General features: G+C 48.8%; 10 protein-coding genes. 8 read left to right on the top strand and 2 right to left on the bottom strand.

Annotation, left to right across the window (positions count from 1 at the left end; translation table 11 throughout):
* Positions 1-432 precede the first annotated feature (432 nt).
* From QZ176_RS07780 to QZ176_RS07755, 6 genes are all read left to right on the top strand, one after another.
* Positions 433-1,113: a F0F1 ATP synthase subunit A gene (locus QZ176_RS07780; RefSeq protein WP_295152556.1), complete on the top strand. Its 681-nt coding sequence runs from the start codon at positions 433-435 to the stop codon at positions 1,111-1,113.
* Complete coding sequence (locus QZ176_RS07775; protein ID WP_295152554.1) at positions 1,103-1,327, top strand: hypothetical protein; 225 nt, start codon at positions 1,103-1,105, stop codon at positions 1,325-1,327. Before QZ176_RS07780 ends, QZ176_RS07775 begins: the two co-directional genes overlap by 11 nt.
* Before the next feature lie 112 nt (positions 1,328-1,439).
* On the top strand, positions 1,440-2,861 hold the full coding sequence (gatB, locus tag QZ176_RS07770; RefSeq protein ID WP_295152552.1) for an Asp-tRNA(Asn)/Glu-tRNA(Gln) amidotransferase subunit GatB: 1,422 nt from the start codon (positions 1,440-1,442) through the stop codon (positions 2,859-2,861).
* A gap of 958 nt (positions 2,862-3,819) precedes the next feature.
* Positions 3,820-4,713 carry an NAD(P)H-dependent glycerol-3-phosphate dehydrogenase gene (locus QZ176_RS07765; protein ID WP_295152562.1) on the top strand — a complete coding sequence of 298 codons (894 nt, stop codon included), beginning with the start codon at positions 3,820-3,822 and terminating at the stop codon, positions 4,711-4,713.
* Positions 4,714-5,325: 612 nt separating this feature from the next.
* Positions 5,326-6,567: a uracil-xanthine permease family protein gene (locus QZ176_RS07760; RefSeq protein ID WP_295152550.1), complete on the top strand. Its 1,242-nt coding sequence runs from the start codon at positions 5,326-5,328 to the stop codon at positions 6,565-6,567.
* A gap of 174 nt (positions 6,568-6,741) precedes the next feature.
* The gene (locus tag QZ176_RS07755; RefSeq protein WP_295152548.1) at positions 6,742-8,184 is read left to right on the top strand and encodes a DKNYY domain-containing protein; all 1,443 of its coding nucleotides are present in this window, start codon (positions 6,742-6,744) and stop codon (positions 8,182-8,184) included.
* A 569-nt stretch (positions 8,185-8,753) separates the two neighbouring features.
* On the opposite strand, the gene QZ176_RS07750 is transcribed toward QZ176_RS07755, so the two are convergent.
* Together QZ176_RS07750 and rpoD are read right to left on the bottom strand one after the other, a co-directional pair.
* Positions 8,754-9,017, bottom strand: coding sequence for a hypothetical protein (locus QZ176_RS07750; protein WP_295152546.1), 264 nt, complete (start codon positions 9,015-9,017; stop codon positions 8,754-8,756).
* Positions 9,018-9,452: 435 nt separating this feature from the next.
* Positions 9,453-11,333 carry an RNA polymerase sigma factor RpoD gene (gene rpoD / locus QZ176_RS07745; RefSeq protein WP_295152545.1) on the bottom strand — a complete coding sequence of 627 codons (1,881 nt, stop codon included), beginning with the start codon at positions 11,331-11,333 and terminating at the stop codon, positions 9,453-9,455.
* A gap of 407 nt (positions 11,334-11,740) precedes the next feature.
* On the opposite strand from rpoD, the gene QZ176_RS07740 reads away from it, so the two are divergent.
* Positions 11,741-12,223, top strand: coding sequence for a 3-isopropylmalate dehydratase small subunit (locus QZ176_RS07740; RefSeq protein WP_295152543.1), 483 nt, complete (start codon positions 11,741-11,743; stop codon positions 12,221-12,223).
* A 9-nt stretch (positions 12,224-12,232) separates the two neighbouring features.
* On the top strand, positions 12,233-13,303 hold the full coding sequence (gene leuB / locus QZ176_RS07735; RefSeq protein WP_295152541.1) for a 3-isopropylmalate dehydrogenase: 1,071 nt from the start codon (positions 12,233-12,235) through the stop codon (positions 13,301-13,303).
* Positions 13,304-13,308 lie beyond the last annotated feature (5 nt).

Here is a 13,308-nt window from a genome sequence, read left to right as displayed (position 1 = left end):
TCTTGGAATTCTTGGAATTCTTGGAATTCTTGGAATTCTTGGAATTCTTGGAATTTATCGCGGTGCCATCACGGTAAATTTTATCGTGCTTTTCGTATCTTTAAACACAAATTTTATCGCCAGCCGGCTTAGAGCTTCGCCGTATGTGCCAGATTAATTCTATATTTGCAATAATGGCGAATTGGCAGTGTAGCCGTAAATTTCGTGCTTACCAGCTAAAATTTTGTCGTTCGCGGGCAATGTGAAGTTAAATATCAAAAAAAAACGCAAAATCCCCGCAGAAATGGTGCGCAAGCTAGACGTAAGTGCTAGGCAAGTAAGCGGTGCAAGAATTCGCAAAGCTCAAAATTTCACTCGCTAGCGTAAATTTAAATATACTTTAACGAATAGAAGTGTAAAATACGCCTCAAATTTCAACGATCAAGGGTTTTTATGCTAAAAGACATCTTCCTTTTCGGCGGTTTAATTTCTTACGACCACACTTTTATCTACCTTTTTTACTTCTTTTTGGTCGTCGCTATCATCTTAGCCGTCGCGCTTTGCTCCACTCGCTCGCTTCAGCTTGTACCACACGGCATGCAAAATATCGCCGAAGCCTACCTAAGCGGCGTGCTAACGATCGGTAAGGACGCGATGGGTAGCGAGGAACAAGCCAAAAAATATCTTCCGCTAATCGCAACATTGGGATTTGTGATATTTTTTAGTAACGTTATCGGCTTGGTGCCGGGCTTTGAGTCGCCGAGCGCGAGTTTAAATTTAACCCTTTCGCTTACGCTTTGCGTTTGGTTGTACTACCATTTCGAGGGCGTTCGCGAGCACGGTGTGATCAACTATTTAAAACACTTTATGGGGCCGGTAAAAATCCTAGCTCCGTTTATGTTCGTCATAGAGATCGTCTCGCATTTTTCGCGCGTCGTATCGCTTTCTTTCCGACTTTTCGGTAATATCAAAGGCGATGATACCTTCCTGCTCGTTATGCTTACTCTCGCTCCTGCGCTAATACCGATGGTGCCGTTCGCGCTGCTTACTTTTATGGCGATTTTGCAGACTTTTATTTTCATGGTTTTAAGCTACGTTTATCTAGCGGGCGCCGTGATCGTCGATGAGCATTAATTTTAAGCGAAATTTCTTATACTTCCTCGTGGGTGCGTCGTTCGGATTGATTTTCGTCGGCGCATTAGTCTTTTTTGCCTATCCTTCATTTTATTTTTTGGGGTTAAAATTCCTCTTCATTTGCACCGCTCCTGGCGTGATTTGCGTCATCATCACCTGCTTGATGGTCGATGTTTTTGATCTGAAAGAACAACTAGCCCGCGAAGGCGAGTAAGATTTTACTGGCAAAATTTTAAAATTTAGCCACGCCGTGTGCCGCTACAAGCGAGTATTAAAGCAAAAAATTGTAAAATTACGCGAAATTTTTATTCTAAAAGGTTAAGTTTATGTTTGAAACCGTGATCGGCCTAGAGGTACACTGCCAGCTAAATACCAAAACCAAAATTTTCTGCTCCTGCCCCACGAGCTTTGGCGACGAGGCGAATTCGCATGTCTGCCCGACCTGCCTAGCGCTCCCGGGCGCTCTTCCCGTGCTAAACGAGGAGGCGGTTAAAAAAGCCATCAGCTTCGGCACCGCCGTCAATGCGACGATCAATCGCAAGTCGGTATTCGACCGCAAAAACTACTTCTATCCCGATCTTCCCAAGGCGTATCAAATTTCGCAGTGGACGATCCCGATCGTAGAGCACGGCGAACTTTTTATAGCCGCGGACGGACAGAGCAAGCGCATCGGCATTACGCGCGCGCACCTAGAGGAGGATGCGGGCAAAAATAATCACGAAAGCTCGCGCAGCCTGGTCGATCTAAACCGCGCCGGTACGCCGCTTTTGGAGATCGTAAGCGAGCCTGATATGCGCTCTGCGGACGAGGCGGTCGCGTATCTAAAAAAACTCCACAGCATTTTGCGCTTTTTAAATATCAGCGATGCTAACATGCAAGAAGGCTCGTTTCGCTGCGACGTAAACGTCAGCATCCGCCCGCAAGGCGAGCAAAAGCTCTATACGCGCGTGGAGATTAAAAATTTAAACTCCTTTAAATTTATCCAAAAGGCGATCGAGTTTGAGATCGAGCGTCAGATCGAAGCGTGGCAGGACGGCAAATATGAGCAAGAGGTCGTGCAAGAAACGCGCCTTTTTGACACCGCTAAGCTTATCACCAAGCCGATGCGCAGCAAAGAAGACAGCGCCGAGTACCGCTACTTCCCAGACCCCGATCTGCTAACCGTGATTGTGGATGACGAGATGCTAGCTGCTGCGCAGCAGATCCCCGAGCTACCCGATCAGAAAAAGGCACGCTACGTCCGCGAGCTGGGCGTTAAAGAAAAGGACGCCGAGATCATAATCTCGACCTACGAAAATGCGCGATTTTTTGAGGATCTGATCGCGGCGGGACATGAGCCTAAACTCTGCGTCAGCTGGCTTACTGTCGAGCTTGCGGGCAGGCTCAAAAACGGCGTTACGATCGAGGACTCGCCCGTAGGTAGCGCAAAGATGAGCGAGCTTTTAAGCGCGATCGAAGGCGGCGCAGTGTCTCAAAAGGCCGCCAAAGAGGTGCTTGATTATCTAATGGAGCACGACGAGGCGGTAAGCTCGGTCATCGATAAGCTTGGCTTGAGGCAGGTAAGCGACGACGGCGCTATTTTGGAGATCATAGCGCGCGTGATGAGCGCGAACGAGAACAAGGTCGCGGACTACCGCGGCGGCAAGGACAAGCTATTCGGCTTCTTCGTAGGCCAAGTGATGAAAGAGGGCAAGGGCGCGTTTAATCCTGCTAAGGTGAATGGGCTTCTGAAACAGAAGCTGGGCTGATTTCGCAGCTTTTGCGGCGGCAAACGGCGAATTAAATGCGGCGCGGCGTATGCGATAGATAAAGCCTCTGGGATAAAATTTTAAATCCGCCCGTAGCGTTTTGCTTCAGGCTAAAGCTTTCAGGCGCCAATGACGAGGGCTTTTGCGTGTTATAATTTCATTCGGTGCGATCTTGGCGGCTACCCGCTTTCCTCGCGCACGTTTTGTTCTTTTGAGCTCGTTTTTTCTCGTGCGAGCCGTTTGCGTCGAGTGTCGGTCTGCGACGGAGAGGTTTAAGAAGGCGTCCGTTAGAAAAATTTTACTTACGGCTACCGTCAAAGCACGGTAAAGCTCTCAGGGAATGCGTAAAATTGCTTTGCTTGCGAGAGCAAAAGCGGCAGCTCGGGGTGCGCGGATAGGATCAAATACGTAGGGTCGAATTTGAGTGGCGAGTCCATGTGTAGGCTAAATTTAATCAATCGCCGCGTTGGATGCGCGTGCCCCAAACCTTGCGCCAAACGATAACGTGGCGAGCTACCGCAGATTATCTAGGCTCAAAGCACGCCTCGATAGATTTAAGCGGATTTAAAAGCGCGATTTGCGCTTAAGCGTCTGAGTAAAATTTTTAAAAATTTGATTTGCTTTGGCGATGCACGAGTGAAATTTTAAAACGTATAATGAAGTTTCAAAATCCTCATTCGTTTACTGCCGCGCCTTTTGTGAAAGTGTTTTTTTGGCGGAAGAGCAAAAACTTAAAAGTATGAAATTTTAGTGAGGTAAATTTCAAAAGCGCGAAATTTTAACGAAGCGAAATTTTGATGAGATGAAATTTCAAAAAGTGAATTTTAAAGCGTGGCTTCGGCTAGCGTTTGCACAGGCTCATGTAGGCGCTTTTGGGCTAAATTTTCAAAGAACGGGAATTTCAATAGAATGAAATTTGAAAAACCGCAAATTTGCGAATAAATTTTTAAAAAGGAACATAATGAAAATCGCGGTTATCGGCGCGGGCAAATGGGGTAGCGCGCTTTTTGACGCGCTTAGCGCAAAAAACGAATGTGTCATCACTTCGCGCACGCCAAGGCAAATTCCGCATTTTGTAAGCGTGAGCGAAGCGCTGGAATGCGAAGCACTGGTGTTTGCGCTCGCAGCGCAACAAACCGCGCAGTGGCTATATAAAAATTTCACCTACAAAAATCAAAAAATTCTAGTCGCTTCCAAGGGCATCGACGCGGCTAGCGGTAGGTTTTTGAACGAAATTTTTGAATCTCACGTCGCGCGCGGTAATCTTGCTTATCTATCGGGTCCGTCGTTTGCCACCGAAGTCATGCAGAAGCTGCCTTGCGCGCTCGTCGTAAGCTCGTGTAACGAAAATCTAGCCGAACTTTTCGCAAGTGCCTTCCCTACCTACATCAAGACCTACACGAGTGGCGATATCATCGGCGCAGAAGTGTGCGGTGCGTATAAAAACGTCATCGCCATCGCTAGCGGCGTTTGCGATGGGCTCGAGCTCGGAAATAACGCTAGAGCGAGCTTGATCGCGCGCGGCATTGTAGAAATCGCACGCTTCGGCAAGTTTTTCGGCGCACGAGACGAGACCTTTTTGGGCTTAAGCGGCGTGGGCGATCTGTTTTTGACTGCCTCGAGTGTGCTATCGCGAAACTACCGCGTGGGACTAGGACTTGCGCGCGGCAAGAGGCTCGAAGAAATTTTGCGCGAGTTGGGTGAAGTAGCCGAGGGTGTGGCTACGACCGAAGCGGTCGTAAATATCGCGACAAAGCATAAGATCTACGCTCCGATCGCTACCGAGGTCGCGCAAATTCTGCGTGGCAAGGACGTAAGAGCGAGTTTAAAGGACCTGCTGCGCAAAAAATAGCCGTACGACGGAATTCTCTCGCTAAATTTTAGTGGCGGATTCGGCTTACATAGGTTTTGATTTATCTGCTATGTTCGTGAAATTTAGTTGCTGGTTTGCGGATTTTGGTCGTTGTTTGTTTGGATCTGCTTACGCGGCTTTGATTTGAAATTTTGCTTTAAGCTTGAGTGCGAAATTTTAAAGCGAGGTCGTAAAATTTTAAAAAGAGGCTAAAATTTTAAAACATTTAAGATGGATCGCAGGTAGTTTGGAAGCGCTGCTGCTTCGTTTTGCTTGCAGCCGCCGATGGTCGGCAGCGGAGAGTGGAGCATATTGCTTGTCTGCGACCGGGTAGGTCAAAATTTTTGATGTGTCAGATTTAAAAATTAAGGCGTAGTATTTTTTCTTTAGACGAAGCGGAAATGAGCCGAATGAAGGAGTGCAATCGTGGGCTTTGGATAGAATTTGCGGTAAAATGGGGCGGAAAGGCATAAATTTTGAAAATATTCAAGACAGATGATGTGTAGTTTTGATAAATTTTTAGTGCTTGCAAAGGAGCGGACTTGTTCGTCCGCGACTGCAGCAAGTAATAAAAATTTATCGAAAATCCATAGCGAATGGAGAATTAACAAGATGGAAAAATACGAAGGCTACAATCTCAGGCTACGCGACGCTCTCGTCGGCGTGCAGTTTCTATTCGTCGCGTTCGGCGCGCTCGTGCTGGTGCCGATATTAACGGGGCTTGATACGTCCGTGGCGCTGTTTACGGCGGGAATCGGCACGCTGCTGTTTCAGCTCATCACGCGCAAACACGTTCCGCCGATCTTTCTCGCGTCTAGCTTCGCGTTTATCGCGCCGCTAAGCTTTGGCGTGAAGGAGTGGGGCATCGCCGCGACTATGAGCGGAGTGATCGCGGCGGGACTTTTTTACGTGGTTCTGAGCCTGCTCATTAGGCTTAAAGGCGAGGGATTTTTGCATAAAATTTTACCACCCGTGGTCGTGGGACCCGTTATCATGACGATCGGCCTCATCCTCTCGCCCGCAGCCGTAAATATGGTCATGGGCAAGGGCAAAGAGGCGCTTTATACGCAAGGGCAGTCGCTTACCATCGCGCTCATCTCGCTCTCGGCCGTCATCGTCGTTATGATGTTTGGCCGCGGCATGCTGCGCCTCGTGCCGATACTTTGCGGCATCGCGGCTGGGTACTGCGCGTCGCTGTTTGTCGGCATCGTGGATTTTACGCCGATTTTAAATGCGCCGTGGTTTGTGCTGCCGCATTTCACCGCGCCGGTTTTCAAGCTTGAAGCGATAATCTACATGGTGCCTATCGCCATCGCGCCCGCGATCGAGCACATCGGCGATATGCTTGCGATCAGTAACGTCACGAAGGAAAATTTCCTAAAAAATCCGGGGCTTAAAAGCACGCTGCTAGGCGACGGACTCGCGACGTCGCTAGCGGGATGCTTTGGCGGACCGCCAAACACCACCTACTCGGAGGTCACGGGCGCGGTCAGTATCACGAAGGCCTATAACCCCGCCATCATGACCTTTGCCGCGCTTACGGCGATACTGCTAGCCTTCGTGGGCAAGCTTGGCGCCGCGCTCTCTACAATCCCCGCTCCCGTCATCGGCGGCATTATGCTGCTTCTTTTCGGTATTATCGCTAGCGTGGGCATGGAGACTTTAATCAAAAACGACGTGGATCTAGCCGAGCCGCGCAATATGATCATCGTCGCGCTCATTTTTGTGTGTGCGATCGGCGGCATGGTGCTGGATTTTGGCGCGATGAGCTTTAGCGGCGTGGGGCTCGGCGCGCTCATCGGCATCACGCTAAATTTGGTGCTACCGAAGACCAAGCATTTTGACGGCTACTAAGTTAAATTCGCGCGGGGCTTGCGTCGTTTCGCGCGGTTGCGGGTAAATTTGAGCTAAAATTTCGCCGTCAAATTTACCCGCAGCTTTTCGCCGTCAAATTTACCGCAGCCTAAATTTTAAAATTTCCCTCGTAAATTTCTAACGTTTTAAACTAGCAAGATATATAATCGCCTTATGAAAAAGGCGAATAATTTAAGCAAATTTGATAAAAAGGCGCTAAGGCCGCTATTTGCGGTACTTTTCGTGCCGCTTTTCGTCTCGCTCGTTTTTATCTATGAGCTATCGGTGTATGATAGCTCGCGCGAACTGCCTGCGGACGCGCAAAAGATCGGGGGTTACTACAACATCGGTGGCAAAATTTATCTACGCTCTTGGAATCTCGCTCCTTACGAGCTGGAGGGCGGCGCGGACGCGGCGAGCTTTCGTGCGCTTGATACCGGCAGATACTCCTACACAAACGTCGGCATGGACGCTAATAGCGTGTTTTGCGGCGCTCGCAAGATGTCGGGGCTGGATCCCGCTCGCACGCAAAAGATCGGCTCTCGCTACTACAGCGACGGGCGCGTAAGCTATTTCTGCTCGGATGTCACGCAGCGCACGGGCGGCGCGATAAGCTATATTTGCAAAGTGTTTTTACATGCGTTTGGGCTCTCTAAATGGCCGCAGGAGTACAACTATCCCTACGCTAGACTTGATACTAGCGCGCCTATCTCGCCGCTGACCGAGAGCCCTTACGTCGCCACGGACGGCGAGCGGGTATTTTACGAGGGTAAAATTTTAGCGGGTGCGGATGCAAAAAATCTAAAACAGATAAAGCTAAAAATCATACACGAAGACGGCCCGGGCTCGCTCGCGCACTTTCGCCCGGTCGATCGGTGGCTGAGCGACGGACGCAGCGTTTATGCGGACGGCGAGAGGCTAAATTTCACGCCTAGCGAGCAGATGTATCTCGTGGAGCCAAACGCCGGTATAGAGTTTCTTTATGATCCAAAGGCGGGCGCGGTGCTGATGAACGGCGAGAGATTTGAGCCTGCAAACGAGCCCTATACGCCGCTAAATTTTCAGGGCGGGCATCAAGAATACATGCTGTTTGCGAGTAAAAACGGCATATTTTATCTAAGCAAGGATAAAATTTTAAATCGTCCGCGCGGCAGCGGCGCCGAGGGTTGGCTCAAGGACGCGTTTTGGCACGTGTATTATAAATTCGGCGCAGACGCCAGCCGGCTAAGCGCGCTAAAAAGGGCGGGCGATAATCCGTTTAAAGGCGCCGTGCGGCAGATCTCGGAGAAGCTTTTGAAAGACGACGCGGGATTTTACTATCTAAATTTTTACTCGCATAGCGTTTACGTCACGGGTCGCAGCGGCAGGCATCTGGATAAGCGGACGAATTTCATCGAGCTGCGAAAGATCACGCTGGATGTGCATGATGATGAGGTGATGGCGCAGATCGCAGACGAGGCGGCGCGAAACCCAGAGATGTCGCAGCAGGTCTTTAGCGCGCAGGACGTGGAGTATGAAAACGGCGCGGCCTTTTATATGTATTGCCTCGCGGCGGTTTTACTGCTTGGGGCTTGGATTTATAGCTACCTTAGAAAGCGCAGCTTGCGGCGCGGCTAAATTTAGTGGCGTTACGAAAGGTAAATTTAGAGCAAGGCAAAAATACCGATATCACGTTGTCCAGCGCACCTTTGGCTACAGAAAGTAAATTTTAAGAGAGAGACGGCACGGCGGAGCAGTAAATTTAAGATAGTATTGCGATTGCCGGCGCAGCAATGCGGCAAAATTTATGGGCGCTACGATTGAGGGTACGGGGGTAGTGGCGTGGCGGCGGGATGCGATTGAATGTGTGCCAAAGTTTGCCGGTGCCGAGTTGTCGGTTTGTCAGCGCGCAGTAAGCCAGCTAGATGGTGCGGGATGGAATGATAGCACGCCGAAACGGCGGCGGCTTTTGTGTCGTTAAATCGCGCTATCGATTTTGATTGAAATTTTGCAAATATGTAGATAAAGTTTTGGCTAAGATTTGCAAAACATCGCAAATACGGCGTTTAATTTTAGACTGCCTTTGCCGCTTATCTAAATTTAAGGGGTAGGAATATAAACTTCAAATATTCATAGCCTACAAAAATAGAATTTCTGGCGCTGTGTAAATTTCTTCCGCTGGAGTTTGAAACACACGCAAACGCCTACTATATCGCTTTACGAAGCGTGTAAATTTCTTCCGCTGGAGTTTGAAACTCGATGTTGGCGCCGCGCGGATCCTGCCCGGAGCTGAGTGTAAATTTCCTCCACTGGAGTTTGAAACTCTCAAAATACGGTACTCTAGAGTAGTTCGCAATCGTGTAAATTCTCTCCGCTGGAGTTTGAAACAGCTGCCTCTCCTGCTCCATCGCGCGGAAGCTTTGGTTTAAATTTCTCCGCTGGAGTTTGAAACCACAAGTGATCGTATTCATTCATACCTGTGTATTCCGTGTAAATTTCCTCCATTAGAGTTTGAAACTGTATCACCAAAACATCGTAATTGTCGTCTTCTTTAGTGTAAATTCTCTCCGCTGGAGTTTTGAAACTTCTTTTTCAATCTGATTATGGCGCAGAGCCCGCGTGTAATTTACTCCGCTGGAGTTTGGAACCTACGGATTTCAAACATTAAGCCCATAAAAATCGGAGTTTTAAGTACTGCTGCATTTTACTATGCCTTGATTTGTTGCTTCGCCTGATAAAATTTAGACTGAAAAATATATTATTGACACCCCAACTTGGATCTGGGCGGATTTTAGTTTGTCGTGCGTTTAAGATCATAATGCCTACGCCAAAGCCCGACTATCTATAGTTTTAAATTTGCCGGGCGTTCAAAGAGTAAAAAGAGTAAATTATATCTGCGTTTTGTTCTAGCTCTCGATATAGGTTTTGAGTTTGCGGCCGATCTTTGGGTGCTTTAGCTTTTTGATCGCCGAGCTTTCGATCTGGCGGACGCGCTCGCGAGTGATGTTGAGCTCTTTGCCGATCTCTTCGAGCGTGCGGTCGCTCTCGTCGTCAAGCAGTCCGAATCTCATGCGGATCACCGTGCGCTCGCGGTCGTTGAGCTGTTCTAAAATATCGTCGATCTGCTCTTTAAGGTCGGATTTTAAAATTTGCTCGATCGGCGAAACCGAGCTTTTATCCTCGACGAAATCGCCGAATTTGCCGTCATCCTCGTTTCCGATCGGCGCTTCTAGACTGATCGGCTCCTTTGTGATTTTGATGACCTGCTTTACTTTATCGACGCTAAGGCCTACCTCTTGTGCGATGACGTTGATATCGGGCTCCTTGCCGCCTTCTTGCATATATTTGCGCGTGATTTTATTGATACGATTTATCGTCTCGATCATATGGATCGGGATGCGAATCGTGCGAGCTTGATCGGCGATGGCGCGCGATATCGCCTGGCGGATCCACCACGTCGCGTATGTCGAAAATTTATAGCCGCGCTTGTATTCAAATTTATCCACCGCCTTCATAAGCCCGATATTGCCCTCCTGGATGAGGTCTAAAAACGGCAGCCCGCGGTTGGTGTAGCGCTTGGCGATGGAGACGACCAGGCGCAGGTTGGACTTCGCCATGCGCGCCTTTGCGTTATCGCTGATGCGCTTGCCGCGCTTGATCTGCTCTAAAATTTCTTTCAGCCGCTCGGGCTCGAGATTAAAGCTTTTTTTGCTCGCCTCTTTGGTTAAAAAGAGCTTTTTTATATCGACATATGTCGAGACCATCGTAGCTTCCGGCACGCGCGCGATGATGTCGTCTTTGCTAAGTCTCGTGATCTCTTTTAGAATTTTTTTGTGGTTTTCGCGCAGTTCGGCGCTAAACATCGGCAGCTTGTATTCCAGGCGCTTAAGCTCCTTTTCAAAGCCCTCGTCGCTTTTTAGCGCGGTCTCCATCGATTTTACGATCTCGGTGATGAGCTTGCTGGTTGGGCCCAGATCCATGAGCTTTTCTTTTAAAATTTTCTTTTTAAACGCCAAGTTCAGCTTCGATAAAATTCCCTTGCTCTCCTTGATCGCTTCGGCGTTTTTCTCGGCAAATTTCATCCAGTCCTTTTTGGCTTTTTCAAGAGCCTTAAAGCTTTCGATGACCTTTAGAGCGCGCTTATCGTTCTTTCTAGAGCGCTTTTGCTTCGCCTCGTCCTCATCCGTGCTCTCCTCCTCATCATCGTAATCATCCTCCGACAGCTCCTCTTCGTCCTCATCTTCACCCTCTTCGTCGCTGTCGTCAAAGCTCTTGAAAAGCTCCTTGACGCGGCGTTCGCGGTTGATTAGCGGCTCTTTATAATCTAAAATGAAGTCTATTAAGTATGGCACCGAGCAAAACGCGTCGATGATGATGTCTTCGCCGAGCTCGATTTTTTTACTGATCTCGATCTCCTCTTCCTTGCTAAGTAGCGGGATTTGCCCCATTTCGCGCAGATACATCCGCACGGGGCTGTCCGAGCGGCTCCACTCCAAAAGCTCGACGTCGCTAGATAGATCAAACTCCTCGTCCCAGCCCTCGTCTAGCAGCCTTTTTTGCGTCGCTTCTTTGAGTTTTGCGTCCTCTAAATTTTTGATTTTGGAGATTTCTGCGGCGGAGATCAGCTCGACGTCAAATTTTTTGGTAAGCGCTTCGACCTTCTTAACGGCCGTCGCGGTGGGGGCTTTGTCGAAAAATTTTATCAGTCTTTCGTAGGTGATGTAGCTTTTCTGATTTTCGTCGAAGAACTGCTCGATGGGCGTTAAGGCGTCTTTTGGGCTCGCCATAAAAATCTCCTTGTGTCGTTGTGTATTTGGTTTTGGAAGATCGGATTATACCGAAACGCTCTTTATTTTTGCTTATATACGGCGCGAACCATCTAAATTTAATGATTTTTCAAATTTTAGAAATTAGGCTAAATTTTAAAATTTAGGTTATATTTTTAGCTAAATTTAAGATTGCTCTTTAAAATCCCGCGTTCGCAAGACGAAAATTAGCGCGCCGAAATTCCGCCTCCTTTACGCCGCCGATTTAAAATTTAACGCCTCCACACTTCCTATCTCTGCGCTCTCGCGTTTAAATTTAGCCCCAAATTTCAAGCGAGGAATTTCGCCCTCATATCGGAGCGATTGAGCGGATTTTAATAAATTTGTCGGTAAAATCGCGCATCTATTTTAAAATTTAAGGCGGAAATATGGCAAAAGTATGGAAATTCGGCGATGATATCGACACCGACATTATTATCGCGGCGCGCTACCTAAATACCTCCGACGCAGCGGTGCTTGCGACGCACATTATGGAGGATGCTGACAAGGATTTTTCGTCCAAAATCGCTCGCGGCGACATCATCGTAGCGGGGAAAAATTTCGGCTGCGGCAGCTCGCGCGAGCACGCTCCGATGGCGCTTAAGGCCGCCGGGATTTCATGCGTGATCGCAAAAAACTTCGCTAGGATTTTTTATCGAAACAGCTTCAACACGGGCTTTTTGATCCTCGAATGCGACGAGACGGATAAGATCGCGCAGGGCGACGAGCTTAGCATCGATCTAAAGGGCGGCGTAATTAAAAATTTAACTCAAAAAACTGAGTATAAATTCGGCGCAATCCCCGAGTTTATGCAAAAGCTACTCGACGCGGGCGGAGCGATAAATTATGCAAAAACAAAGATAAACTTGTAAGGAATTTAGATGAAAAAATACGACGTATGCGTGATAAAAGGCGACGGAATCGGCCCTGAGATCATCGAAGAAGCGATCAAGGTGCTTGATGCCGTAAGCCATAAATTTAATTTTGAGCTAAATTTTGACTACCGCTTGATGGGTGGCGCGGCGATCGACATTATGGGCGTTCCGCTTCCAGATGAGACGCTAAATGCCGCTAAATCAAGCGACGCAGTGCTTTTCGGTGCGATCGGCGGAGCTAAATGGGACGGCTTGCCGCGCGAACTGCGCCCCGAAAGCGGACTGCTTAAAATCCGTAAAGAGCTTGGAGCGTTTGCAAATCTACGTCCCGCGATGATTTTTGATGAGCTGATAAACGCTTCGACGCTAAAGCCGGAGATCATCAAAGGCGTCGATATAATGGTGGTGCGCGAGCTTACGGGCGGGATTTATTTCGGGCGGCCGCGCGTTAAAAACGAAAAGGATGCGCTAAATACGATGTGCTACAACGCTGCCGAGATCGAGCGCGTCGCAAAAGTTGCCTTTGAGGCTGCGCTTTTGCGAAACAAAAAGATAACGCTCGTGGATAAAGCCAACGTGCTTGAAACAAGCCAGCTGTGGCGCGAGGTCGTAAGCGAGCTAGCGAAAAATTATGCGGGGATAAATTTGGAGTTTATGTACGTAGATAACGCCGCGATGCAGCTCGTGCGGGCGCCTGCGCAGTTCGACGTGATTTTGACGGAGAATTTGTTCGGCGATATTTTAAGCGACGAGGCGAGCATGATCTGCGGCTCGATCGGGCTGCTTCCGAGTGCGAGTATCGGCGGCAAGGTAGGCATCTACGAGCCGATTCACGGCAGTGCGCCCGACATCGCGGGGCAGGGGATCGCAAACCCGATAGCTACGATTTTAAGCGCTGCGATGATGCTGAAATACGCATTCGGCGAAAATGAGGCCGCGGCGGCGATCGAGCTTGCCGTACGCGCCGTGCTTCGCGACGGTTACCGCACCAAGGACATTGCGCAGTACGACGCCAAAGAAATTTGCTCGACCGCAGAGATTGGCTCGATCATCGCAGATTACGCGGCTAAGGCTTAGGAGCC

Source organism: uncultured Campylobacter sp., from assembly GCF_905373215.1.
In the GTDB taxonomy this organism is placed as follows: Bacteria; Campylobacterota; Campylobacteria; order Campylobacterales; family Campylobacteraceae; genus Campylobacter_B.
This window is presented reverse-complemented; position numbering and strand designations above follow the sequence as displayed.